The sequence below is a fragment of the Prauserella oleivorans genome (assembly GCF_042685745.1).
GTDB classification, from domain to species: domain Bacteria; phylum Actinomycetota; class Actinomycetes; order Mycobacteriales; family Pseudonocardiaceae; genus Prauserella_A; species Prauserella_A oleivorans.
This window is the reverse complement of the sequence record NZ_JBHUNT010000001.1, coordinates 5,394,954-5,417,275: the sequence shown is the minus strand read 5'-3', so window position 1 is coordinate 5,417,275 and position 22,322 is coordinate 5,394,954. Positions and strand designations below refer to the sequence as shown.

Annotated in this window: 26 protein-coding genes and 1 tRNA gene; 15 read left to right on the top strand and 12 right to left on the bottom strand. The window is 70.8% G+C overall.

The genetic code is table 11. From position 1 onward, the window contains the following. The first annotated feature begins 35 nt into the window (after positions 1-35). Positions 36-830 (top strand): ion transporter, encoded by a 795-nt coding sequence (locus tag ACFSZT_RS26600; protein ID WP_377387954.1) that lies wholly within the window; start codon positions 36-38, stop codon positions 828-830. On the opposite strand, the gene hrpB is transcribed toward ACFSZT_RS26600, so the two are convergent. Then, positions 823-3,333, bottom strand: coding sequence for an ATP-dependent helicase HrpB (gene hrpB, locus ACFSZT_RS26595; protein ID WP_377387955.1), 2,511 nt, complete (start codon positions 3,331-3,333; stop codon positions 823-825). The two genes, ACFSZT_RS26600 and hrpB, sit on opposite strands and share 8 nt — an antisense overlap. Before the next feature lie 81 nt (positions 3,334-3,414). Here hrpB and ACFSZT_RS26590 point away from each other — a divergent pair, with 81 nt between their 5' ends. The 7 genes from ACFSZT_RS26590 (at position 3,415) to ACFSZT_RS26560 (ending at position 7,970) form a co-directional block, all read left to right on the top strand. Then, positions 3,415-4,218, top strand: coding sequence for a DsbA family protein (locus ACFSZT_RS26590; RefSeq protein WP_377387956.1), 804 nt, complete (start codon positions 3,415-3,417; stop codon positions 4,216-4,218). 109 nt (positions 4,219-4,327) lie between these two features. Next, positions 4,328-4,669, top strand: a complete 342-nt coding sequence (locus ACFSZT_RS26585; protein WP_377387958.1) for a hypothetical protein — start codon at positions 4,328-4,330, stop codon at positions 4,667-4,669. Beyond that, positions 4,666-5,790, top strand: coding sequence for a C40 family peptidase (locus ACFSZT_RS26580; RefSeq protein WP_377387960.1), 1,125 nt, complete (start codon positions 4,666-4,668; stop codon positions 5,788-5,790). Before ACFSZT_RS26585 ends, ACFSZT_RS26580 begins: the two co-directional genes overlap by 4 nt. 10 nt (positions 5,791-5,800) lie before the next feature. Continuing rightward, positions 5,801-6,187: a YbaB/EbfC family nucleoid-associated protein gene (locus ACFSZT_RS26575; RefSeq protein ID WP_377388054.1), complete on the top strand. Its 387-nt coding sequence runs from the start codon at positions 5,801-5,803 to the stop codon at positions 6,185-6,187. Then, positions 6,188-6,706 (top strand): YbaB/EbfC family nucleoid-associated protein, encoded by a 519-nt coding sequence (locus tag ACFSZT_RS26570; RefSeq protein ID WP_377387962.1) that lies wholly within the window; start codon positions 6,188-6,190, stop codon positions 6,704-6,706. It abuts the gene before it with no gap. A 76-nt stretch (positions 6,707-6,782) separates the two neighbouring features. Beyond that, positions 6,783-6,855 (top strand) — tRNA-Ala (locus ACFSZT_RS26565). Between the two features lie 236 nt (positions 6,856-7,091). Continuing rightward, positions 7,092-7,970, top strand: coding sequence for an NAD-dependent protein deacetylase (locus ACFSZT_RS26560; protein ID WP_377387964.1), 879 nt, complete (start codon positions 7,092-7,094; stop codon positions 7,968-7,970). 79 nt (positions 7,971-8,049) lie between these two features. Here ACFSZT_RS26560 and ACFSZT_RS26555 read toward each other — a convergent pair whose 3' ends face one another. The 3 genes from ACFSZT_RS26555 to ACFSZT_RS26545 are packed head-to-tail and all read right to left on the bottom strand — an operon-like array spanning position 8,050 to position 10,200. Further along, entirely contained in the window at positions 8,050-8,385 is a 336-nt protein-coding gene (locus ACFSZT_RS26555; protein ID WP_377387966.1) for a hypothetical protein, read from the bottom strand. Further along, positions 8,372-8,710 (bottom strand): SAV_915 family protein, encoded by a 339-nt coding sequence (locus ACFSZT_RS26550; RefSeq protein WP_377387968.1) that lies wholly within the window; start codon positions 8,708-8,710, stop codon positions 8,372-8,374. Before ACFSZT_RS26550 ends, ACFSZT_RS26555 begins: the two co-directional genes overlap by 14 nt. A 26-nt stretch (positions 8,711-8,736) precedes the next feature. Further along, positions 8,737-10,200 carry a WXG100-like domain-containing protein gene (locus tag ACFSZT_RS26545; RefSeq protein WP_377387970.1) on the bottom strand — a complete coding sequence of 488 codons (1,464 nt, stop codon included), beginning with the start codon at positions 10,198-10,200 and terminating at the stop codon, positions 8,737-8,739. A gap of 292 nt (positions 10,201-10,492) precedes the next feature. On the opposite strand from ACFSZT_RS26545, the gene ACFSZT_RS26540 reads away from it, so the two are divergent. From ACFSZT_RS26540 to ACFSZT_RS26525, 4 genes are all read left to right on the top strand, one after another. Then, the gene (locus ACFSZT_RS26540) at positions 10,493-11,152 is read left to right on the top strand and encodes a sulfotransferase family protein (RefSeq protein WP_377387972.1); all 660 of its coding nucleotides are present in this window, start codon (positions 10,493-10,495) and stop codon (positions 11,150-11,152) included. A 34-nt stretch (positions 11,153-11,186) separates the two neighbouring features. Further along, positions 11,187-12,683, top strand: a complete 1,497-nt coding sequence (locus ACFSZT_RS26535; protein ID WP_377387974.1) for an arylsulfotransferase family protein — start codon at positions 11,187-11,189, stop codon at positions 12,681-12,683. Positions 12,684-12,891: 208 nt separating this feature from the next. After that, positions 12,892-13,893 (top strand): acetamidase/formamidase family protein, encoded by a 1,002-nt coding sequence (locus tag ACFSZT_RS26530; RefSeq protein ID WP_377387976.1) that lies wholly within the window; start codon positions 12,892-12,894, stop codon positions 13,891-13,893. An 18-nt stretch (positions 13,894-13,911) separates the two neighbouring features. Then, on the top strand, positions 13,912-14,673 hold the full coding sequence (locus ACFSZT_RS26525; protein ID WP_377387978.1) for an SDR family NAD(P)-dependent oxidoreductase: 762 nt from the start codon (positions 13,912-13,914) through the stop codon (positions 14,671-14,673). Positions 14,674-14,784: 111 nt separating this feature from the next. Here ACFSZT_RS26525 and ACFSZT_RS26520 read toward each other — a convergent pair whose 3' ends face one another. After that, positions 14,785-15,942 carry a hypothetical protein gene (locus ACFSZT_RS26520; protein ID WP_377387980.1) on the bottom strand — a complete coding sequence of 386 codons (1,158 nt, stop codon included), beginning with the start codon at positions 15,940-15,942 and terminating at the stop codon, positions 14,785-14,787. Between the two features lie 132 nt (positions 15,943-16,074). On the opposite strand from ACFSZT_RS26520, the gene ACFSZT_RS26515 reads away from it, so the two are divergent. Then, complete coding sequence (locus ACFSZT_RS26515; RefSeq protein WP_377387982.1) at positions 16,075-16,401, top strand: hypothetical protein; 327 nt, start codon at positions 16,075-16,077, stop codon at positions 16,399-16,401. A gap of 131 nt (positions 16,402-16,532) precedes the next feature. Continuing rightward, on the top strand, positions 16,533-16,904 hold the full coding sequence (locus tag ACFSZT_RS26510; protein WP_377388056.1) for a hypothetical protein: 372 nt from the start codon (positions 16,533-16,535) through the stop codon (positions 16,902-16,904). A gap of 5 nt (positions 16,905-16,909) precedes the next feature. Here the strand turns inward: ACFSZT_RS26510 and ACFSZT_RS26505 are convergent, their stop codons facing one another. Next, entirely contained in the window at positions 16,910-17,257 is a 348-nt protein-coding gene (locus ACFSZT_RS26505) for a type II toxin-antitoxin system PemK/MazF family toxin (RefSeq protein WP_377387984.1), read from the bottom strand. Then, positions 17,257-17,472 carry an antitoxin gene (locus tag ACFSZT_RS26500; RefSeq protein ID WP_377387986.1) on the bottom strand — a complete coding sequence of 72 codons (216 nt, stop codon included), beginning with the start codon at positions 17,470-17,472 and terminating at the stop codon, positions 17,257-17,259. Before ACFSZT_RS26500 ends, ACFSZT_RS26505 begins: the two co-directional genes overlap by 1 nt. Positions 17,473-17,553: 81 nt before the next feature. Here ACFSZT_RS26500 and ACFSZT_RS26495 point away from each other — a divergent pair, with 81 nt between their 5' ends. Next, positions 17,554-17,850, top strand: coding sequence for a hypothetical protein (locus ACFSZT_RS26495; protein WP_377387988.1), 297 nt, complete (start codon positions 17,554-17,556; stop codon positions 17,848-17,850). A gap of 10 nt (positions 17,851-17,860) precedes the next feature. On the opposite strand, the gene ACFSZT_RS26490 is transcribed toward ACFSZT_RS26495, so the two are convergent. The 5 genes from ACFSZT_RS26490 to ACFSZT_RS26470 all read right to left on the bottom strand — a co-directional run bounded on the left by ACFSZT_RS26490 (position 17,861) and on the right by ACFSZT_RS26470 (position 22,265). Next, entirely contained in the window at positions 17,861-19,177 is a 1,317-nt protein-coding gene (locus ACFSZT_RS26490; protein ID WP_377387990.1) for a rhodanese-like domain-containing protein, read from the bottom strand. A gap of 159 nt (positions 19,178-19,336) precedes the next feature. Further along, a complete protein-coding gene (locus tag ACFSZT_RS26485) occupies positions 19,337-20,062 on the bottom strand; it encodes a class I SAM-dependent methyltransferase (RefSeq protein WP_377387992.1) in 726 nt (241 codons plus the stop codon). Between the two features lie 428 nt (positions 20,063-20,490). Continuing rightward, positions 20,491-20,754 carry a WhiB family transcriptional regulator gene (locus ACFSZT_RS26480; protein ID WP_377387994.1) on the bottom strand — a complete coding sequence of 88 codons (264 nt, stop codon included), beginning with the start codon at positions 20,752-20,754 and terminating at the stop codon, positions 20,491-20,493. A gap of 91 nt (positions 20,755-20,845) precedes the next feature. Further along, the gene (locus tag ACFSZT_RS26475; protein WP_377388058.1) at positions 20,846-21,748 is read right to left on the bottom strand and encodes a ribonuclease Z; all 903 of its coding nucleotides are present in this window, start codon (positions 21,746-21,748) and stop codon (positions 20,846-20,848) included. A gap of 97 nt (positions 21,749-21,845) precedes the next feature. Then, positions 21,846-22,265: a CBS domain-containing protein gene (locus ACFSZT_RS26470; RefSeq protein WP_377387996.1), complete on the bottom strand. Its 420-nt coding sequence runs from the start codon at positions 22,263-22,265 to the stop codon at positions 21,846-21,848. Positions 22,266-22,322: the final 57 nt, after the last annotated feature.

Below are 22,322 nucleotides of genomic sequence, written 5' to 3'. Positions count from 1 at the left end.
GGCCCCGCCGCCCGGCGTCAGGCACAATGCCGCCCATGACCACTGGCACGCCGCAGCCTCGGCGACGGGTGAGCCTTGTGGACCTCGTGATGCTCGCGCTCGCGATCGTCTCCGTGGGCCTGCTCTGCTATCTGCTCTTCGTCGACGTGCCGGCCGAGACCGCGCGCACGATCTTCATCATCGACACCAGCATCTGCGGCGTCTTCCTCGTCGAGTTCCTCTGGCGCTGGCGCGCCGCAGGCTGGGACAAGATGTTCCCCGTCCGAGGCTGGTACGAGATCCTCGGCATGATCCCCGTCGCGCACCCGGCACTGCGCGGGTTTCGCCTGCTGCGGGTGGTCGTCGTGGTCGTGCGACTCGCCCGCACGGCCGATCGCGCCTTCGGCGAGCGCTTCACTCAGCGCATGGTGGAGCGGTTCTCCCGCCCGATCGTGCTCGCCATCAAGAAACCGGTCACGATCGCCGTCCTCGACGAGGTGGTGAAGGTGCTGGAGACCGGCAACTACCCGGAGAACCTCGCGCGTTCGCTCGGCGAGCACAAGGACATGCTGCGCGAGATCGTCACCGAGAAGCTGAAGAACGACCCGCAGGCGGGCCGGCTGCAGCGGCTGCCCTTCCATGACGAGATCGTGAAGTCCGTGGTGGACACCACCATCCGGGTGATCCTGGACGTGCTCACCGACGAGCGCATCGACCACTTCTTCGCCGAGGTCGTGCGGGAGAACCGCATGCAGATCCGCGAGGCCGTCCAGCTGGGACTGCACGAGGACGACGACGAGGACCTCGCCCGGACGTTGCCTGCCCGGCCGCAACGCCAGCTGTTCACCTAGGACGCCGGTTGGTGCCGCGGGCCGGTTCGGCGGTCAGCGGGTCCTCCGGCCACGGATGTTTCGGGTACCGGCCGCGGAGTTCGGCACGCACGGCCGGATACCCCTGCTGCCAGAACGACTCCAGATCGGACGTCACCGCCGCCGGCCTGCCCGCCGGCGACAGCAGGTGCAGCACCACGGGCACCCGGCCGTCGGCGATCCGCGGCGTCGCCTGCCACCCGAACGTCTCCTGCAGCTTCACGGCGAGCACGGGGTCGGGGCCGGAATAGTCGACGCGGATGTGTGACCCCGTCGGTACCTCGATGCGGTCGGGTGCCAGCTCGTCGAACCGGATCGCCTCCGGCCACGGCAGCAGCCTCCGCAACGCCGACGTCGTGTCGATGCGGGCCAGGTCGGCGCGGCGGTGGACCGTGGACAGCTCCGGCTCAAGCCATTCGTCCACTCGCGACAGCAGTGCCGCGTCCGATACGTCGGGCCACGCCCCGCCCAGGTGGACGTGCAGGAACGCCATGCGCTGCCGCAGCCGGGTCGCGCCGGCGGGCCAGCCGAGCAGCCCGAGCCCCTCGCGGCTCAGGCCGTCGAGCACGGCCTGCCGCACGAGCTGTGGGTCCGGCGAGGTCAGCGGCCGCTCGGTGAGCGTGATCGCGCCGAGTCTGCGAACCCACCGCGCCACGACGTCCCCGTCGGACCAGGCGACCTCATCGGTCTCCGTCACCAGGTTCGCCGCGACACGGGTGGCCAGGTCCTCGTCGGCGCGTGCCGCGAGCCGGATGACGCCGTGCGCGCGGCCGGGCTCGCGCGTGGCCTCGGCGACGGCGAGCCACTCGGCGTCCCCGAGCCCGCTGTCGGGCGGCAACTCGGCCGCGGTGCCCCCGGCCATCAGGTACACGTTCGACGCCGGCCCGCGGCGGCGCGCGAGCCGTTCCGGATGCGCCAGCGCCACGACGGCAGCCGGATCCCGCGTGTCCGCGGTACCGGTCACCGTGTCTGCCGCCCGCGTAGCCGTGTTCGCCGCCCGTGTCGCCGTGCCCGCCGACTCCCGCGCCCCACGACGGCCGCCCGGATCACCGAGGAGCCCCGTCAGCCTGCGGACCTCCCGCCGCCAGCGCGTGCCGTCCTGGGCGTCGCGCGCCCCGCGGAGCCTGCGCAACTCGGCGTCCACGTCGGTGAGGGAGGCGCCCTGGTCGAGCAGCGCGACGACCTCGGCCGCCGCCTCGGCGCCCATCTCCGCCGAGCCGTCCAGCAGGGCCCGCGCCAGCCGCGGATGCAAGCCCAGTGCCGCCATGCGTGACCCCCGCTCGGTCACCGTGCCGTCCTCGCGGACCGCCCCGAGCGTGTGCAAGAGCCGCCTGCCCGCCGCGAGCGCGCCCTCGGGCGGCGGATCCCACCACGAGAGCCCGCTGCCGTCCGGCGTGGACCAGCACGCCAGCTCGAGGGCCAGCCGGGACAACTCGGCGGTACGGATCTCCGGCTCCGGGTACGCCGGCAGGCTCGCCTGCTCGTGCGCCGGCCAGCACCGGTACACGACACCCGGGCCCTGCCGACCGGCCCGGCCCGCCCGCTGGTCGGCGACCGCCGCCGACACCCGGACGGTCGCCAGCCCTGGCAGGCCACGCCGGTGGTCGACACGCGGCACTCTGGCCAGCCCGGAATCGACGACCACCCGCACCCCGGGCACGGTGAGGCTCGACTCCGCCACCGCCGTCGCCAGCACCACCCGGCGGCGGCCGCCCTCCCGCAGGGCGGCGTCCTGCCGAGCCGACGACAACCTGCCGTGCAGCGGCAGCACGTCGACGTCCGGGAGGTCGAGCAGCCGCGTGACCCGCGCGATCTCCCCGGCACCCGGGAGGAACACGAGCACATCTCCGTCCCGTTCGGACAGTGCGGCGCGGACCGCCCTGGCCACACACGCCTCGATGCGTTCCCCGCGTGCGGGTGGGGAGTACACGACGTCGACGGGGTGGGTCCGGGCGTGCGCGGTGACCACCGGGGCATCGCCGAGCAGGGTGGCGAGCCGGTCGGCGGCCACGGTCGCGGAGGTTGCCAGCAGCGTGAGGTCGTCGCGGAGGCCGGCGCGGACGTCGAGCAGCAACGCCAGGAGCAGGTCGGCGTCGAGGTGGCGCTCGTGACATTCGTCGAGCAGCACGGTGGACACTCCCGGCAGCTCGGGATCGCGCTGCAGCCTGCGTACCAGCAGGCCCGTGGTCACGACCTCGATCCGCGTGCGTGCCGACACCCGCCGCTCACCGCGGACCGCGTACCCGACGGTCTCGCCCACCGGCTCACCCAGCAGTGCCGCCATCCGGGTCGCGGCGGCGCGAGCGGCGAGCCTGCGCGGCTCGGCGACCACGATCCGGCCCGCGGCCGGTTCCGCCAGCGCGAGCGGCACCACGGTCGTCTTGCCGGTGCCGGGTGGGGCGACGAGCACCGCCGTGCCGTGCCGGCCGAGCTCGGCGCGCAGCTCGTCGAGGACGTCGCGCACCGGCAGATCGGGAAGCCTCATGCCAGCCGCACACCCAACTCCTCACCGGGTCTTTCCACGCGGTCATTAGCCTAGAAGGCGCACGCACGAGGAAGGACCCCAGTGGGCGGAGCCGAACGGACCGCGCGGAAGCGCCGGCAGCAGCAGATGGGCAAGCAGGCCGTCGCCAAGGCCAGGAGTGGGACGGACCCGAAGCGGATCGGCATCATCGTCGCGGCGGTGGTCGCCATCGCCGCCGTCGTGGTCGGCGGGATCGTCTGGACGAACGCCTCGCAGAACGAGACCGAGGGACAGTCCATCCCCACGGCGCAGCCGATCGCCTCCGACTACCCCGAGCGGCGCGAGGGCCTCGTCGTCGTCACCGGCAACCCGCAGGCGCCGACCACCATCGACGTCTACGCCGACTTCCTGTGCCCGGTGTGCCGCCAGTTCCACGAGGCCTACGGCCGGCAGATCCAGCAGAAGGTGGCCGACGGCGTGCTGCAGGTCCGCACGCACATGGTGCCGCTGCTCGTGAACGCCTCCGATCCGCCCGGCTACTCGCTCGACGCCGCCAACGCCGCCCTGCTGGCCGCCGACGAGGGCAAGTTCACCGCGTTCCACGACAGCCTCTACGCCAGCCAGCCCGAGGAGGGCAAGCGCGGCTACAGCAAGGACCAGCTCATCCAGCTCGGGCGCGACCTCGGCATCACGAGCCAGGCCTTCGCCGACGGCGTCCGCAACGGCAGGTTCGACCGGCAGCTCACGGCGGAGATGGAACGCATCAGCAACGACCCGAGCCTGCACCAGGACTTCGGCGACGGCCAGCGCGGATTCGGGACACCGACCGTCGTGGCCGACGGCAAGATCGTCGACTTCCGCGACCAGCGGTGGCTCGACAAGCTGACGGCCGGTTCGCGAGGTTAGCGTTTCCACCCTTCCGTGCACGTTCGGTGTTCTAGGCTGAGCGCCGGGTGCTCGCCGGAACCGCGCAGGCCGCGGCCGCGTCGCACCTCATGGGGGACGAGGAGGGTACGTGGACGGGACGCCGCATCAGGGTTTCCAGGTCGACGACGGCGCCTACACCGATTACGCACGGTCGATCGATCCGACGGGCGACGACGTGCGCAAGGCGAGTGAAGGCCACGTCGCGCCACATGTCGAACTGGCCGGGGACGGCTTCTCGGCGATGGGGTCCGAGGCCGGGTTCACCGGTGCGTACGCCGGCCGGATGCGCAGCCTGCAGGAACGGCTCGGCCGGCTCGGCGGGAACTGGCAGCAGATGGCCGACGCCGCACGGCAGACCAGTGCCAACTACGACGCGGTCGAGGCCGATCAGCAGGCCACGATCGCCCGGCTCGGCAAGGAGCTGGGATGACCGAGACAGCCCAGCTGATGCACACGGCCCTGGACCTGCCGGACCGGTTCGCGCAGAAGATGCGTACCGACGACTCGGCGATCCAGGGCGCCGCCGACGGCCACACGGCACTGCGGACGTCGCTCGACGGAGTGCGCGGCACCGCCGGGGCACAGCGCGTGACGCTCGCCTCGCGGGCGTCGGGCAACGCCGCCGACCTGGCGACGAGCACGTCCCAGAGCCTGGAGCGGGAGATCGACGCGCTCCTCGACGAGAGCAGGCAGATCGAGGACGCGGTCACCGAGGCTGCGGAGGCGCTGAAGGTCGGCCAGATCGAGAACGACCGCATCCGCGAGCAGATCATCCGCGAGATCAGCTCCACGATGAAGGCGGTCGCGGCCGCCCGGCAGACGCCTCCCGTGCCCACGGGCGGCCAGGCCGCGGTGCGCCAGCTGCTCGTGCAGCTGCAACGCACCATCGGCGAGCTCACCGGGCAGGCCGCCGACACCAGCGCCCGGACCCTCGACACGCTCACCGGCATCGCGGGCAAGCTGGGCGGCGGCGAGCAGTCCACCACGCCGAGTGGCTCCGGCGGGGGCACGCAGGTGGCGTCCTCGTTCAACAGCCAGGGCACCGGCGGGTCCGGTGGCGGCGGTGACTCCGGCGGTGGTGGCTACAGCGGCGGCGGTGGGGGAACGGCTACGAAGCCACGCCTGCCCGTCGCGATCCCGCCCCAGCCCGGTACCGGCGTCAAGATCAACCTGCCGAACGGCTCGACCGTCGAGGCGCCCAACGAGACCGCGGCCAAGGCCGTGCGGGCGGCGTTGTCCCAGCTCGGCGTGCCGTACGTGTGGGGCGGCACCGCGCGCGGCGAGGGGCTGGACTGCAGCGGCCTCACCATGACCTCGTACGGCGAGGCCGGTCTGGAGATCCCACGGCACTCCAGCGCGCAGACGATCGGGGCCGAGGTGCCGTCGCAGGACCAGCTGCTGCCGGGGGACCTGGTGGTGTGGGACGGCCACGTCGCGATGGTGATCGGCGACGGGCTGATGATCGAGGCGGGCGACCCGGTGCAGATCAACCCGATCCGCACCGACAACGCCGGCCAGCAGTTCCTCGGCTTCTACCGCCCGACCGGCTAGGAGTGACGTGGTGGAGATCAATGTCGACCTGGAGGCATCCCGGGTCGCCGACCAGGCCGAACGCGCGGCGGAGCAGGCGCGGGAACGGTTCGACCGCGTCGGTGGTGTCACGGGCCGCGCCGAATCGGCCGACGGTGGCATCCGGGTCGAGGTGGCGCCCGGTGGACTCCTCACCGACGTGCGGCTGACACACGCGGCACTGCGGGCGGGCTCGGACGCGCTCGCCCAGCAGATCACCGAGCTGGCACACCGCGCGACACGGCGTGCGGGCGACCGGATGTACCGCGCGCTGGCTCCGGTACTCGGTCCGGACGGCGAGAAGCACCTGAGCACGCTCGGTTACGAGCCGCTCCCGGACGACGAGGACGACGTGCCGTACCTGGGAGGACGACGCTGAGTGGTGGAGCAGGTGCCCATCGAGCGGACGACGAGACAGCTCATCGACGACGCGCGGGCGCGCCAGGAGGCGCTGGCCAGGGTCGACGCGGTGCTGGCGCAGGCCACGGGAACCGCTCACGACCTGGACAGCACCATCGAGATCACCGTCGACGCGCGCGGCAAGCTGATCGACCTGTGGCTGGCCCCGGCAGCGGTGAACTGGGGCCCCGAGCGGCTCGGCTCGCTCATCGTGGAGGTCGCGCAGGTCGCGATGCGGGAGGCGACACAGGCCAGCTACAACAAGGTCGCGCTGCTGCTCGGAGAGCACATGACGTACCTGATCGAGCAGCTCTCCGGTGTCCCCGCGCCCGCTCGTGCGCAGGGCGACGACCCTGGGCTGACGGTGGAGGAGTTCCAGCGGCGGCGGGAGGAGCGGCTCGCCGCGGGCCGTCGCCGTGCCCCGGCGCCCGCGCCGGAGCCCGACGAGGACTACGACCTCGACACCTTCGACCCGGCGACCCTGCGCTCGGATCGTTAAGCCGACCCCCCGTGCAGAGCGGGTGTCGGGGTGGGGTACATTGGTTGGCACGTGAGCGACGAAAGCCGCTACACACGGGGCTATGGCGCAGCTGGTAGCGCACCTCACTGGCAGTGAGGGGGTCAGGGGTTCGAGTCCCCTTAGCTCCACAGTTCGAAAGCCCGTTGACCTGCGATTGTCGCCAGGTCGGCGGGTTTTTTTCGTGCGCTGTACACGGCTTCGGGGGCTTCGCGGACCCCACCTGCGCGTCCTGCCGGCCAGGTCCCCTGCCGCGACGGGCTTGCCCTCGACATCGCGGCTCACCGGCCAGGCACGAGACCCGCACCGTGACGGGGGACTGGTCGACGCACCCACCCGGTCCGACGTGCCCGCCTACACTGGCGGCGTGCGGACGCGACCGACCCTGAGCTGGACGCCGGCGGGTGATCCGCTGCCCCGGACGAGCAGCCTGGAGGACGTGGTCCGCATCGTGGGGGACGGGGACGTCGCCGTGCTGAGCGGGGCGGGCATCTCCACCGAATCCGGCATTCCGGACTACCGCGGCGTTACCGGGAGCCTGCGCAGGCACACGCCGATGACGTACCAGGAGTTCGTCGCCGGGGAGCACGCGCGGCGCCGCTACTGGGCGCGCAGCCACCTGGGGTGGCGCACCATCGCGCGGGCGGCCCCGAACGACGGGCACCGCGCGGTCGCCGCGCTGCGGGCGGCGGGGTTCGTGCGCGGCGTGATCACGCAGAACGTCGACGGGCTGCATCAGGCCGCCGGCACACGGGACGTGGTGGAACTGCACGGCAGCCTCGACCGGGTCGTGTGCCTGTCGTGCCGAGCGACGAGCTCGCGGGAGGAACTGGACCGCCGGTTGCGTGCCGCGAACCCGCACTTCGACGCCACCGCCACGCGGATCAACCCGGACGGCGACGTGGACCTCGCCGACGAGCACGTGCGCGGATTCCGCGTCGTACCGTGCCGCGACTGCGGCGGTGTGCTGAAGCCGGACGTGGTGTTCTTCGGAGAGAACGTCGAGCCGTCCCGTGTGGAGCATTGCTACGACCTGGTCGATGCCGCGTCCGCGCTGCTGGTGCTCGGCTCCTCCCTGACCGTGATGTCGGGCCTGCGGTTCGTCCGCCGTGCGGCGCGAGCGGGCAAGCCCGTCGCGATCGTCAACCTGGGCGTGACCCGGGGCGACCGGTACGCGACCGTCCGGGTGGACCGGCCGCTGGGCGAGGCGCTCACCGAGCTCACCCGGCGGCTCGGCGCGGCCTGACCACGGCGAAGCTGCGTCCACGGCCGGGCCGCACCGGAGATACAGCAGGAACCCCGACCGCCGGTCGTGGCGGAAGGGCCTACCGCGGGCGTCCGGCTTCCGCGTCGGTCAGCCGGTGCATCGCGTCGGTGCCGCGTGCGTTCGCTGCCAGGTAGTCGTCGACGCAGCACTGGGCGTCGTCGCAGACGTTGCGGTACGAGGGTGAGATGGCGTCGGCTCGCGCCATCAGCCGTTCGGCGAGTGGTAGGTACCTGGATCGGAATGCCTGCGAGACGACGTCGTTGCCGACTCCGGAAAGCCCGGTTGTGAGCGCGTCGCGGCGCTGTCGCCACGCCGAGCCGAAGGTCTCACCCGCCGCTCGGAGCAGGCTGAGTCCCTTGCCGACCCCGTCGGGGTCCAGGTCATAGCGGGTCACGGTCCGCCTCCTGTCCACTGTCGACCGATCGGTTGGTGTCCCGTCGTAGCCCGGGTGGCATGGCGACGTCGATCAGTACGGCGTCAAAAGGCGCCGCCTCCCTGATCCGGCCCACCATCTCGGTCGGACACCGCAGCCAAGGCCGGTCGTCACCGCACCGGGCCTTCAGCTGATCGAGCGATGAGTACCCCACGAGCGCCACGTGCCCGCGGTCAGTGCGGACGTACTCGATGACCGCATCCTCCGGTGCTTCGACGTGTTCCAGACACGGAAGGTAGAGGACCGGAGGGAGTTCGGGTGGCGATGGCTTGTCGTCGTCGGTCACGGCGTCTCCTGGTCGTTGCTCGGCGATCACGGGGTCACGGCCTTCCAGAGCGATGCGCCTGTGTCCACCACAGCATTCCACCCATCGGCGAGGTGGTTCCGGTCCTCGGTGCCGTGCTCGAACATCGCGTCCACCATTCCGGAGGTCGCCACGCCGTAAATGCCGCCGGCGACCGCACCGATCACTGCCCCGGGGACGCCGCCGATCGGGGTACCGATGGCCGTGCCCATGGCGATGCTCGCCAACCAGCCCGCCCCGTTGGACACGGCCGCTCGGGTGAGCGATTCCCTGTTGTCGGGCGGCGCTTCGTGAGCGTCGTAGGCGGCGCCGGCGATCGCGATGGGCAGGCCCAACGCGGGTCCGGCGAACGCCCCGAGCTTGAGCACCTTGCCTGCCACGTCGTCGAATCCCTCGGCCGCCATCGTGGCCGCATACCGCTGTGTGGCGACACTCGCGGCAGCATCGGCGCCGACCGAGGCCGCCGCCAGGACCGCCGGCGTGGGATTCTCCGGTGCTGGTGGCGCCGGGGTGGCTGTGGCTTCGACGCGGTCCCACCCCGGGTCGTTCGCGATGCTGTTCGCCGCTTGGTTGGCGAGGTCGCGGTTGCCGGCCGCGGTGAGGTCGACGATGCGTTGCGCAGCGACCTCGCGTTCGCCGGGTGGCAGAGTCGCGGTGGCGAGGTAGTACCCCGGCGCCTGACGCTCGATGTTCCGTTCCATCCCGTCCGCGGCGGCTCGGGCTTGCTCGCCGGCGCGCCGGACCTGTTCGTCCAGTGCGCCGGCGGAGTCGCGGACGCTCCTCGTCTCGGCGAGCGACGGATCGGTCCGGCGCCGCAGCTCCTCGAGCGCGGGGTCGTTCCACGACTGGACGACAACGTCCATTCCACCCGAGCCATCGGCGTGCGCGGCTTCGGCGTCGGCGCCGGCATTGCGCCACTGCTGCCCGAGCTCGTCCAGTATGGACGCCGGAGTCTCGATGGGTGGAGCTTGCTTCCGAACGCTTGCCTTGAACTCGTCGTCGTCCGGTACGACCTCCTCGCCGGAAAGGGGCCCCGGCGGGCGGTCCTCGCCCACCTCCGTCACGTCCGCACCGGGGAGGATTCCGGGTATCGCGCTGTTCTCCGCCTCGGCCCGGGGTTCCTCGCCCGGCAGCGGGACCTCCTGGGTATCGCCCTCGTGTGGTGCGCCGTCCGAGCCGGGTTCGGCCGGCGGTCCGCCTGCCGTGTCCGGATCGCTGCTTTCCGCGTGGTCGTCCGGTGGTGGCGCCGGTTCCGTCGTGCCACCGGACGGTGCCTCCTGCGCCGAGTCGTCCTGCGCCGGGTCGTCCGGCGCCGGGTCGTCCTGCGCCGAGTCGGGCGTCGTGCTCGGCGTCTCGGCGGATGGCTCGCCGGAATCCGGCGGGCCTTGCGGAGCCTCCGCGGTGGAGGTCGATCCCGGCTGACCGCCGCTGTCGGCGGCCGGCCCGGAAGCTTGGCCAGAAGGTGTCGACATGTCCCACCTCCGAGACTCGATGCGCCGTGGTGTCGGGTCTCGAGTCTGGTGCGACGTCGTGGTACCTGCTCCGCACTTGTCCGGAAGCGGCCACGAAGGGCAACCCGGCCGGCCCGGGTGGATTGGTTCTGACCTCGTGCCACCACGGTCGGTGATCGAACGGGTCACTCACACAGGGACATCCGATCGGCTGTTTTCGGCAGGCGGTCGTGCACACGGCGCGGCATAGTCGGCACTCCGACGTTACTTTCCCACTGAAAAGACTTCGGCCGTCACGGGAGGCGATTCCACGATGAAGATCGTCGGCGCCGGGTTCGGGAGGACCGGCACCGCATCCATGAAGGCAGCGCTGGAACACCTCGGATTCGGCCCGTGCTACCACATGTTCGACGTCATCGCCGACCCCGGGAAGATGCACCACTGGCGCCGCGCGGTCGACGGAGAGGACATGGACTGGTCCAAGGTTTTCGCCGGTTACCAGTCTACTGTGGACTGGCCGGGCTGCGCCTTCTGGTCCCAGATCGCCGAGGCGTACCCGGAGTCGAAGGTGCTCCTCACCGTGCGCGACCCGCAGCGTTGGTACGACAGCACGTACAAGACGATCTATCAGTTCTACACGGCCGAGACCGACCCCGCTGTGCCTGCCGAGATGTCGGAGGTCTTCCGCCCACTGGTCGGAAAGATGATCTGGGAGGGCACCTTCGGTGGCCGTTTCGAGGACCGCGATCACGCCATCGAGGTGTTCGAGCGGCACAACGAGGAGGTCCGCGGCACCGTGCCGGCCTCGCGGCTGCTCGAGTACGAGGTCGGCTCCGGCTGGGAGCCGCTGTGCGAGTTCCTCGGCGTCGACGTGCCGGACGTCGAATTCCCGCACGTCAACGACAGCGCCTCGATGCCAGAGCTCGTCGAGCGAGTCCGTGCCGAGGGCAAGTTCCCGTCGCCGTTCGGGTAGTCGTCAGCGAGGCTGCCGTGACTGGAGGGCCGCAGTGAGCACACCGGTAGACGCCGTCCGCCGTGGGGAGCGCGGAGGCAAGACGTTCAGGCTCGGGATCGCCGGTGTCGTGCTGGCGACGGCGTGCTCGCTCGTCGCCGCCCCGCACGCCGCGGCTCAGGAACAGCTCGGCTGGCAGTTCGTCACCGAGCCGGACCTGCACCCGCCCCTGGTCGACACCATCACACCCGCCAACGGCACCCTGCCGGGTGGCATCTTCATCGCGCCGCTGCCGCAGGGGCAGCCCTCGGGCCAGCCCGGCCCGCTGATCGTCGACGACCAGGGGCAGCCCATCTGGTTCGCGCCGAGTCCGGCCGGCGTGGCCGTGCAGGACTTCAAGGCGCAGACCTACCAGGGCAAGCCGGTGCTCACGTGGTGGCAGGGCAGCGTCGTCGTACCGCCCGGCTACGGCGAGGGCGAGGCGGTGATCATGGACCAGTCGTACCGGCAGATCGCCACGGTCCGTACCGGCAACGGAGTGCGGGCCGATCTGCACGACTTCGTCATCACGCCCCGCGACACCGCGCTGCTGCTGGCCTACCGCACCGTGCCGATGGACCTGACGCCCGTCGGTGGTCCGGCGGACGGCTCCGTCTACGAGGGCGTGGTGCAGGAGGTCGACATCGCCACGGGACGGGTGCTGTTCGAATGGAACAGTCTCGAGCACGTCGGCATCGACGAGTCGTTCGTGCCCGTCTCGCAGGACCCGGCAGTGCCCTGGGACTACTTCCACATCAACTCGGTCGCCGAGGACGGCGACGGCAGCCTGCTCATCTCGGCTCGCAACACCCACGCGGTCTACCAGCTGAACCGCGACACCGGTGCCGTCAACTGGCGCCTCGGCGGCAAGCGCAGCGACTTCCGGATGGGGCCGGGCACGGGGTTCGAGTGGCAGCACGATGCCCGGCGCCGTCCCGACGGCACCATCACGCTGTTCGACAACGGCGCCGGAGGGGCCAAGGACCGGTCGCGGGCGATCACGCTGTGGCTCGACGAGACCGCGCGCACCGCCCAGCTGGCCAGAGACCTGCCACGGGCGGACCCGGTGCTGAGCCCGAACATGGGCAACCACCAGGTCATGCCGGGCGGGCACGCATTCGTCGGCTGGGGTGGCGGGCCCGGCTACACGGAGTACGCCGCGGATGGTTCGGTGGCGCTGCACGCCGAGATCGCCGACGGCATGCGTTCCTACCGCGCCTACCGCAAGACGTGGGTCGGGCAGCCGGCCGACGACCCGGAGGTCGCCGGCGTCACCGACACCGACGGCGGCACCGATGTCTACGCCAGTTGGAACGGCGCGACCGAGGTCGCCACCTGGCGCGTGCTGGCCGGGAACGGCCCGATCGCTCTCGAGCCGGTCGCCGACGCGGCCCGTGTCGGCTTCGAGACCGAGGTCGACCTCCCCGCCGCGGCCCGGTATGTCGCTGTCGAGGCCCTCGACAGCGAGGGCAACGTCCTCGGCCGCTCGCCCGCCGAGGCCGTCACCGGCTGAACCGAGGCGGAATTTCACGCTCGTGACCTGCGTGTTTCCGTCGTATTGCAACCATTCCGGTGTGGGCGGCGACATATAGCCGCCGGTGCGGATCATGAGTAGGAACGAGGCGTGAGCGTTCGCGATCGTCCGCCACGCCGGGACATTGTGGACGCTGGGGAACTCGGCTGCGGAACGACTCGCGGATTCGCCGGTAGGAGGACAGTACGTGGACGTCATCGAGTACACGCCGGAACCGGAGCAGTACGCCTGGACCTTCGGCGGGGTCGCCCCGACGCACCAGATCAAGCCGGGCTCGATGCTGAAGTTGTGGACCGACGACGCGTTCTGCGGACGTCTGCGGAACATCACCGACATGCCCAGCGTGTCGCTCGACATGCCCTACGTCAATCCGCAGACGGGGCCGTTCTATGTGGAGGGAGCGGAGCCGGGTGACACGTTGGCGCTGCACATCGTCGACCTCACGCCCGCGCGAAGCTGGGGCGCCTCCACGACGATCCCCCTGTTCGGAGGGCTGACCAGCACCGACCGCACCGTGACGTTGCAGGATCCGTTGCCGGAGCGCACCTGGATCTACGAGGTGAACACCGAGCGCCGCAGCGTGGAGTTCGTGGCTCAGTCCACCGAGCTTCGCCTGGAGCTTCCGATGGCGCCGATGCTCGGCACCGTCGGTGTCGCGCCGGCCGCGGGGGAGGCGCGGTCGTCCCTGGTGCCGGACACCTTCGGCGGCAACATGGACACGCCGGAAATGCGTGCCGGATCGACGTGTTACCTCGGCGTCAATGTGGAGGGCGCGCTGTTCTCCGTCGGGGACGGACACTACCGGCAGGGCGAGGGTGAGTCGTGCGGTACGGCCGTGGAGGGTGCCATGAACGTCACCCTCCTGGTCGACCTCATCAAGGGCGGCGCACCGGCGTGGCCGCGCATCGAATCCGACGACCACCTGGTGGTGATCGGCTCCAGCCGTCCGCTCGAGGACGCGTGGCGGGCGAGCCAGGTCGACATGATCCACTGGTTCGGTGAGTTGTACGGACTGGACAAAATGGACGGTTACCAGCTGCTGACGCAGATCAGCGAGTCACCGCTGGCCAACGTGTGCGACGCCAACTACAGCGCGGCCACGAAGGTCCCGAAAGAGCTGCTACCCGCCGCGAACGCCTATGACGGGATGCACCGCCGGCTTCGTGAGCTCGCCGCGAGCGTCGTCTGAGAGATCGGAAGGAAGAGCATGGATCTGCGTTTGAAGGGGCTCCGCGCGCTGGTCACGGGCGGCACCAAGGGAATCGGACGCGCGACGGTGAACACGCTCGCGGCGGAGGGCGCCGCCGTGTCGTTCTGTGCGCGCACCAAGACGGATGTGGACACCTTCGTCGAGGAGCTGCGCGGTGACGGCTACCCGGCGACCGGACGCGCGGTGGACGTCGGTGACGCGGCCGCGATCCGGCAGTGGGTCGACGACAGCGCGGCCGAGCTGGGCGGTGTGGACATCGTGGTGGCCAACGTGAGCGCGCTGGCGATCGGCGAGTCCGAGGAGAACTGGAACACCAGCTTCCAGGTCGACATGATGCATTCCGTCCGGCTCGTCAACGCCGCGATGCCACATCTGGAACGGAGCTCGGCCGGCTCGATCGTCACGATCTCCAGCGTGTCCGGGCGCGAGATCGACTTCGCCGCCGGACCCTACGGCACGTTCAAGGCGGCGCTCGTCCACTACACGCAGGGGCTGGCGTATCAGCTGGCGGACAAGGGCATTCGCGCCAACAGCGTGTCACCGGGCAACACCTATTTCCCGGGTGGCATCTGGGAGAACACCGAACAGAACGACCCCGAGCTGTACCAGCACGCCCTGTCGCTGAATCCCACGGGCCGGATGGGCACGCCGGAGGAGGTGGCGAACGCCGTGGCGTTCCTCGCCAGCCCGGCGGCGAGCTTCATCACCGGAACCAACCTCGTCGTGGACGGCGCACTCACCAGAGGCGTCCAGCTCTGAGCGTCCCGCCGGCCGTCGTGGGATACGGGTTCCACAGGGGGCGGCCGCTGTCCGACGCGCAGCCGGCGGACACGGCTACCGGAACGGCGGACACGGCGACCTGGGCGGCGGCTACAGGTCCTCGCCGTGCTCGCGTTGCTCTTGCTCGCGCTGGTGCTCGGCGCGCCGTGTGCTCTCGCGGTAGCCGTACGCGGCCTGGCGCACCGCGTGATCGGTTTCGAGGCTCGACCCGAGTGCGCCGGCGATCGCCCCGAGTGTCGTGAACGCCCAGGCCACGGACAGATAGGTGCCCAGGCCGGCTGTCCGCCCGACCGTGCTGGACAGCAATGACGACGGCACGATCAGGGTCGCCAGCACGACGTTCACCACGAACAGGATCGCGTACAGCACGACGACGCCGATGGTGAGTGTCAGCAGGGTCGACGCGTTGTACAGCCACGCCAGTTCCCGGTCGACGGCGCTGCGCCTGGTCTCCCACAGGTCGTGGGCCGCGATGAGCCAGAACACCAGGGCGGCGACCGCGGCGACCATCACCATGATCTTGTTCGTGGTCCCGAGCTGGTCGCCGATCATCCAGATCGTGGTGGAGGACAGGCCGAAGGCACTCGTCGCGACGGCGGCGGCCAGTGCCCGCGACAAACCGAAGATCAGCCGCCAGGGCCGGTTGGTGCGCACCATCCCGGTCAGCAGGCGCACGCGCCCGCGGGTGCGGGTCGACACGTACTGGACGTCGACCGCCCCGCGCGGCTCGGTGACCGCTCGCCGGCGGATCGGCGCGACCACCCGGGTCAGGGAGCTGCTCAGGCCGTGCCGCAGCTCCTCCGTCTCCTCGCCGGGACGCTCCCCGTGCTCGCCCCTCAGGTCGTCGAGTACCTGCCGGATCACCTGACCGACCCGGCGCCGAGGCTGGAAACCGCCGAGCGCGGGAACCGACACGACCGCCGTGCCCTGGTCGTGGTCGACCTCCGCGACGAGCGGACCACTGCTGGTGCGAACGGGCAGGTCGGTGATGCAGATGGCGTAGTGCCAGCCGTGTTCGCGCCGCTTCTGCTCGGTGAGGTCGAGGATCTCCCAGGTCTCGCGGAGGCCGGCGGTTACGGGATCGGTCTCGACGTCGATCTGCCACTCGCGCTCGCCGGAGAGCTCCTCGGGCAGTGACTCCGCGAGGCGTTCCGCGATCTGTCGTGGTGTATCCGGGTCGGCGACCAGCCCGAGCCGGATGACCTCCGTCTTCTCCGCCAGCGTCAACGACTCCCGCCTTCTTGCCAACTCGCCCAGCCTCGGCCCGGATACCCTGCGCGACCCCTTTCAAACCCGCGCCGCCCGTCCGGCGGCTCGCCTGCCGGGCAGAGGTCGTGCGAGAGTGCGTTGGCCGAAGCAGGCCGACAAAGGAGTGCTGCCATGCCGAAGGGAATCGTGTACGTCGAGACGCGACCCAGCTCGCCGGAACGGGAGGCCGAGTTCAACGAGTGGTACGACCAGGTGCACCTGCCCGAGGTGTGCGCGCTGCCGGGTTTCCTCGCCGGACGCCGGTTCGCGCCACTCGGGGACGGCGGGCCCTACATCGCCGTGTACGAGGTGGAGGCCGACGACCTCAACGACGTCGTGGCCGGCCTGTTCCGGGCGCTCCAGGAGGGCAAGCTGAACATGTCCGACGCCCTGCAGACCGAGCCGATGCCGAAGGTCCGGGTGCTGGAGCACACCGCCTCTTACCCACGCGGGACGTAAGCAGGGCTGTGCGCGGGCAGGTGTCTGCGACCGGGGCCACCAGCCGACTCGGTGATGGAGCGCTGCGCGTCCATCCGGATACGCTGGGTGAAGTCGATCTTGAACCCAGTGGAAGGACGTCCATCGTGAGGATGTTGTCGCGCGCTGCCGTGCTGGCCGTCTGTGCGGGAACCATCGGTGCCCTGACCGTGGTGCCCGCGGCGGCCGAGGAGCTCGAACCCGCGCTCGTGCACGCCACGCCGAACAACGCGTGCAAGCTCAACGTGCGCGACGGCACCACCATGGCCGCCGACAAGCTGGTCACGCTCACCTGCGACAACTACACGACCTGCGTCCATGCCGAGTCGCCCGAGCAGCCGTGCGGTCCGTACGTCGTCGGCGGCACGTACAGCTGTGTGGGCCCGGACGACACGCAGGTGACCGACAATCGGTGGGTGGAGGTCGCGTGGCGGGCGCCGGAGAAGTCGTACGTGGCCGTGGCCTGCGCCGCCTTCCGGAGCTGACGGCGTCAGAGATTCAGGTGGAGGCGCAGGGCGTCGTCGAGTTCCTGCAGCAGCTTCGGCGTCAGGCGGCCGAGCCGGGCGCCGAAGCGTTCCACCGCGATCGAGCGGACCTGCTCGGCCTGGGCCTTGGAGTCGTGCTGCAGGCCCGCGTCGGCGGCGGGCAGCAGCACCTGGAACGGGTAGACACGCCGGGTGTTGGACGTGAGGGGAACGACGGTGAGCACGCCACGATGCAGCCGGGCGGCGGTCGCGTTGGCACCGTCGTTGCTGACGATCACCACGGGGCGGCGCTTGTTGGTTTCGGCGCCCCGCACCGGCTCCAGGTCGGCGAGGTAGATATCGCCGCGGCGCATCAGGAACGTAGGCCGTCGGCCGTGGCGGGCTCCCAGGCCTCCGCTTCGCCGGAGCGCTCCCATTCCTCCCAAGCCTCGGCGTAGGCGTCGGCGAGCTGGGAAGCCTTGAGCAGCGTGATCGCGCGGTGCAGCGCCGCCGAGCGCGACCCGATGTCGTGCTCGCGCGCGTAGGTGTCGAGGAACTGCACGTCCTCGTCCGGCAAGCTCACACTCATTTTCACACCTCGATCCTACCTCGGGTAGGAATCGGGTGGCAACGTCGTGTGGAGCGCAGGGACCCCGGGTACCCGGCGGCCATGTCCGAGCGCGACGAACCCCTCGACCTGGGCCAGACGGAGTTCACCACCGCCGAGGAGGACCAACTCCGGCGCGAGCACGACCTCGACCGGCCCGCCGTGTTCGACGATCGCAACGCCGTCGGCGAGCGCGCTCAGTCGCGGTCCGAGTTGTTGCCGGAGGAGGAGGCCGGCGGCAGCGCCGACCCGGAAGCGCAGGCGCGCGAGGTGCTGCGGGACTCGGATCTGCGCACGGAGGTGCCGGAGTCGGCGCCCGACACGTTCATCGAGCGCCGCCGGTCCGACGAGACGACCTGAGCCGCGTCACTCACGCGAAGTCGTCGTTGATCGCCACCACCCGGCGGCCCGCCGCGTCGAGCACCGAGGCCGCGATGGCCGCGCGGTACCCCGACTTGCAGTGCACCCACACCTCGCCGTCCGGCACGTCGTCGAGCCGGTCGAGCAGCTCGTGCAGTGGGATGTGCACCGCGTCGTCCAGGTGCCCGGCGTCCCACTCGGACTGCCTGCGGACGTCGAGCACCACCACCTGCCGGTGGTGCCGCACCTGGGCGAGGTCGGCGAAACACGCCGTGGGGAACGACCGGAGCTCGCTCTCGGCCGCCCACTCCCGGACATCGCCGGTGGCGGCGGCCTCGAGCCTGTCGATCCCGATGCGGACCAGTTCGCGCTGTGCGGCGGCGACCTGGTCCGGGGTGTCGCCCAGCAGCGTCAGCGGGGTTCCCCACGGCAATAGCCAGCCGAGATAGGTCGCGAAGCCGCCGTCGATCCCGAAGTTCAACGTGCCCGCGACGTGGCCCGCCGCGAACGCCGTGCGGGTGCGCAGGTCCACCACCCACTCGCCCGCGTCGATGCGTTTGCGCAACTCGGCGGCGTCCGCGCGATGCGGCGGTGTGAGGTCGGGCGCGTCCGGGCCCGCCATGTTGGCGGGTGCCATGTGCGCGTAGTAGGCGGGGAACACGTCGAGACCCGCCAGCAGCGAGTTCACATAGGACTGCTCGTCCTCGGTCAGCGCCGGGTTGATCCGCTTCTCCCGGCCGATCGTCGACTCGTCCCCGGAGGTCGGCGTCGCCGAGCAGAAGCTGCCGAACCCGTGGGTCGGGAACACACGTGTCTCGTCCGGCAGCTCGGCCGCGAGCCGCCGCGCCGACGCGTACTGCGCGTGCACCAGCTCGCCGGTGTGAGCGGGGCCGAGCAGGTCGGGCCTGCCCGTCGAGCCGAACAGCAGCGAGCCACCCGTGAACACCGCGGGCGGCTCGCCCGGCGCCGTCACCGCGTACGCGAGGTGTGTGAACGTGTGCCCCGGCGTGGCGAGCGCGCGCACCCGCAGGGACCCGATCCTGACCTCGTCGCCGTCCCGGATCGGCGTCCGCTCGAACGTCACCGGGTCCTCGGCGTTGACGTGGTAGGCGGCACCCGTCATCCGGGCGAGTGCGTAGCCGCCGGTCACGTAGTCGTTGTGGATGTGCGTCTCGAACACTCCGAGCAGCCGCACACCACGGTCTTCGAGCAGCGTGAGCATCCGGTCGATGTCCCGTTGCGGGTCGACGGCGAAGGCCACCTCCCCGTCGTGCACCAGATAACTGCGGTCGCCCAGTGACGGTGTGTCGACAGGCACGATCTCCATCAGTGGTCCCCTCCTCAGCCACCCGGACAACTCACCTCCGGGCTACACCGTGCGGAGGTCCCGCGCAATCGCGACGCGACTTTCATCCCGAGTGGAAGGGCCCGCGGCGGGCCGCTCCTGGTGCGTGGCCGGCGACCCGGGCCGGGAGGGGAGCGGGCGTCACGCCGCGTTCTTCCTCGCGACGCAGAGTACGGACTGGCCGAAGGGGATCTTGACGCGCTGCTCGATGGCGCGCGTCACGGGCACGACGAACCGGTCGTAGATGGAGACGAGCTTGGGGTTGGGCGCACCGGCACCGCCCTTGCGTACCGCCGCCCACCAGGCGAAGGCGCCCAGGAAGTTCACCGGGCGGGCGAGGGCCACAGTGAGTCCCGCCCGCTCGGCCGCGGCCGACACGGTCGCGGGCGTGTAGCGGCGGTAGTGCCCGACGATCCGGTCGAACTCGCCGTAGAGCTGCTGGTATCCGGGCACGAAGAGGATGATGTTGCCGCCGGCCGTCACGGAGTCCGCCAGGTTCTTCAGCGCGGCGACGTCGTCGGCGATGTGCTCGAGGACGTTGATCGCGACGAGCGACTCCACGGGCTGCTCCAGCCGCGCCGAGCCGTCGACGTCGAACTGCTGGACCTCCACCTCGGGCCGGTCGGCGAAGCGGGACTTCATCTGGCCGACGGCATCCGGGTCGACATCGGTGACGACATAGCGCTCGCACCCGGTGAAGCCGGAGGCGAACTCGCCGAGCCCCGCACCCACCTCGAGGACGGAGCGTCCGCAGTGCGGCCGGATGAGCTCCCGCTGGTACTCGAGGTAGCGCGGTTTGCCGTTGTCGCTCTCGAGACTGCGCCCGGTCGCGGCGTTGAATGCTCCCTGGCCTTGCTGCGGTGCCACCGTGTCGCCTCCTGGATCTGCCCGATGGGCCGAGGACGGAACTACGAGAGCCGCGGCGGCGACACTGCAGCGTGGCCGACCCCCAGCACGTGGGCGTGCGCGCGTCGTGTCTCTTTCGCCACAGAGTAGGGCACCGGGCAGGTGCGCGACACCGGTGGTGTTGCGAGCACACCGGACACTGCCGCGACAAAGAAAATCCCGCCACGGCAACGCGTGGCGGGATTCTCCTCGTAAATGGTGACCGACACGCCGGTCGCCTCTCGGCGAATGGCGCGACGCGGCTCCAGCCGAACGGTATTCCGCGAAGGCAAATTGGTGAGGCCCGGGGACACTGTCGCGTGCCGGTCACTCTTTTCAACATCGACCCGGGGGCCGATGTTCCCCGGAATCGGTGAGCTCGGTCACCGATTCGCGGAGCCGCGAATTTCTCAGGCCGCGTGCGGCTGGTTCGTCCGGTTCCGGCGACGCACCAGTTCGCGACGTTCGCGTTCCGTCAGACCGCCGAACACCCCGAAGTCGAGACCGTTGTCCAAGGCGTACGACAGACACTGGTCACGGACCGGACAGCGGGCGCAGATCGACTTCGCCTCCGCTGTCTGCTGCGCGCCCGGTCCCATGTCGGACACCGGGAAGAACAGCTCGGGATCCTCGTCACGGCAGGCGGCACGGTGCCGCCAGTTCATCTTTTCCATGGCGTGCCGCCTCCTTTCACGGCGGGGATACTTGCCCTGATGCAAGCAAGCACACGAATGAACGCCGTCGCGACGGCTCGTTATTCCGTCGTCAACGGCGCCGTGGTACGGCGACCCGCGTGAGGTCGGTCGCTACCACGATCCGGCCGCCGAATACCTCGGCTGCCTCGTCGTGAAACCTTTCCGGTTCCGTGTACCGCTGTGAGAAATGCGTGAGCACGAGGGTGCGGACCCCGGACTCGGCGGCCACCCGGGCCGCCTGGGCGGCGGTGAGGTGGCCGTAGTCCCGCGCCAGTCTCTTGTCCTCGGTGAGGAATGTGGATTCGATCACGAGCAGGTCAGCCTGGTCGGCGAGCGCGAACGCGGCATCACACAAGCGGGTGTCCATGACGAACGCGAACCGCTGACCCGGCCGGTGCTCGCTCACCTCGGCCAGCGACACCCCGCGCAGCGAGCCGCGGCGCTGGAGCTCCCCGACGTCGGGGCCGCTGATGCCGTGCCGGGCGAGCAGCTCCGGCACCATCCGCCTGCCGTCCGGTTCGACGAGCTGGTAGCCGAAGGCGTCCACGGGATGATCGAGCCGGCGCGCCCGCAGCTCGCCGAACGGTCCTGTCGCGACGAGGCCGTCCCGCTCCACGGGTTCCTCCCGGAGCTCGGTGACCTCGTGGAACGGGGTGGCGTGGCGGAGCCGGGCGAAGAAGTGCCCGCCGGATGCCGGGTAGTGGGCGTGCACGGGCCCGGCGATGCCGTCGAGCGAGAGCCGCTGGACGATGCCGGGAACGCCGAGGCAGTGGTCGCCGTGGAAGTGCGTGAGGCAGATCCGTGTGATGGCGCTCGCGGGCACACCGGCGAACAGCAGTTGCCGCTGCGTGCCCTCGCCGGGGTCGAAGAGCAGGCCCTCGGCGTCCCAGCGCAGCAGGTAGCCGTTGTGGTTGCGGGTCCGACTGGGCGCCTGGCTGCCCGTACCGAGCACGACGAGTTCACGCACCGACACGACGACGACCATAGAGCCGGAGCTCCATGGTCGCCTGTGTCGTCGTGTGTTCCGCCCGGGGTCCGGTGCCGGACAAGACCCAGGCGGGCCTTCCGCGTCAGGTGTTGCCCCGCGCGGCGCTGATGTCGGCGAGAGCCGAGTTCGGGTCCCGGTCCGTCGCGGCGTCGCCGATCGACAACATGCCGATGGGCCGCTCGCCGTCCAGGACGGGAATCCGGCGCACGGCGTGCTCCCGCATCCGGGCGATGGCGTTGCCTGCCTCCTCGTCGGGCCTGGCCGTGACCAGTCGCTCGCTGCACACCTCACGCAGGGTGCAGCCGGAGAGGTCGCTGCGGTCGGCCAGCGCCCGCACCACGATGTCGCGGTCGGTGACGATGCCGCACATCTCGTCGCCGTCCATCACCAGCACGGCACCGATGCCGGCGTCACGCATCGTGGTGGCGGCCTGCTGCACCGGAGTGTCCGCCGACAGCGTCACCGGACGGTCCGTCATGAGCTCGCGAACCAGCTGAGCCAATTCTTCGCACCTCCTCGGTTCTCGGTCATGCCCTTCCACTCGCAGGCCTACCCGGCC

Excerpts from the sequence above, each read along its gene's own strand:
- ACFSZT_RS26500 (WP_377387986.1), bottom strand. The coding sequence starts at position 17,472 with ATGAGTGTGAGCTTGCCGGACGAGGACGTGCAGTTCCTCGACACCTAC.
- ACFSZT_RS26510 (WP_377388056.1), top strand. The coding sequence starts at position 16,533 with ATGTTGTCGCGCGCTGCCGTGCTGGCCGTCTGTGCGGGAACCATCGGT.
- ACFSZT_RS26545 (WP_377387970.1), bottom strand. The coding sequence starts at position 10,200 with ATGTCGACACCTTCTGGCCAAGCTTCCGGGCCGGCCGCCGACAGCGGC.
- ACFSZT_RS26480 (WP_377387994.1), bottom strand. The coding sequence starts at position 20,754 with ATGGAAAAGATGAACTGGCGGCACCGTGCCGCCTGCCGTGACGAGGAT.
- ACFSZT_RS26505 (WP_377387984.1), bottom strand. The coding sequence starts at position 17,257 with ATGCGCCGCGGCGATATCTACCTCGCCGACCTGGAGCCGGTGCGGGGC.
- ACFSZT_RS26580 (WP_377387960.1), top strand. The coding sequence starts at position 4,666 with ATGACCGAGACAGCCCAGCTGATGCACACGGCCCTGGACCTGCCGGAC.
- ACFSZT_RS26540 (WP_377387972.1), top strand. The coding sequence starts at position 10,493 with ATGAAGATCGTCGGCGCCGGGTTCGGGAGGACCGGCACCGCATCCATG.
- hrpB (WP_377387955.1), bottom strand. The coding sequence starts at position 3,333 with ATGAGGCTTCCCGATCTGCCGGTGCGCGACGTCCTCGACGAGCTGCGC.
- ACFSZT_RS26495 (WP_377387988.1), top strand. The coding sequence starts at position 17,554 with ATGTCCGAGCGCGACGAACCCCTCGACCTGGGCCAGACGGAGTTCACC.
- ACFSZT_RS26515 (WP_377387982.1), top strand. The coding sequence starts at position 16,075 with ATGCCGAAGGGAATCGTGTACGTCGAGACGCGACCCAGCTCGCCGGAA.
- ACFSZT_RS26490 (WP_377387990.1), bottom strand. The coding sequence starts at position 19,177 with ATGGAGATCGTGCCTGTCGACACACCGTCACTGGGCGACCGCAGTTAT.
- ACFSZT_RS26525 (WP_377387978.1), top strand. The coding sequence starts at position 13,912 with ATGGATCTGCGTTTGAAGGGGCTCCGCGCGCTGGTCACGGGCGGCACC.
- ACFSZT_RS26600 (WP_377387954.1), top strand. The coding sequence starts at position 36 with ATGACCACTGGCACGCCGCAGCCTCGGCGACGGGTGAGCCTTGTGGAC.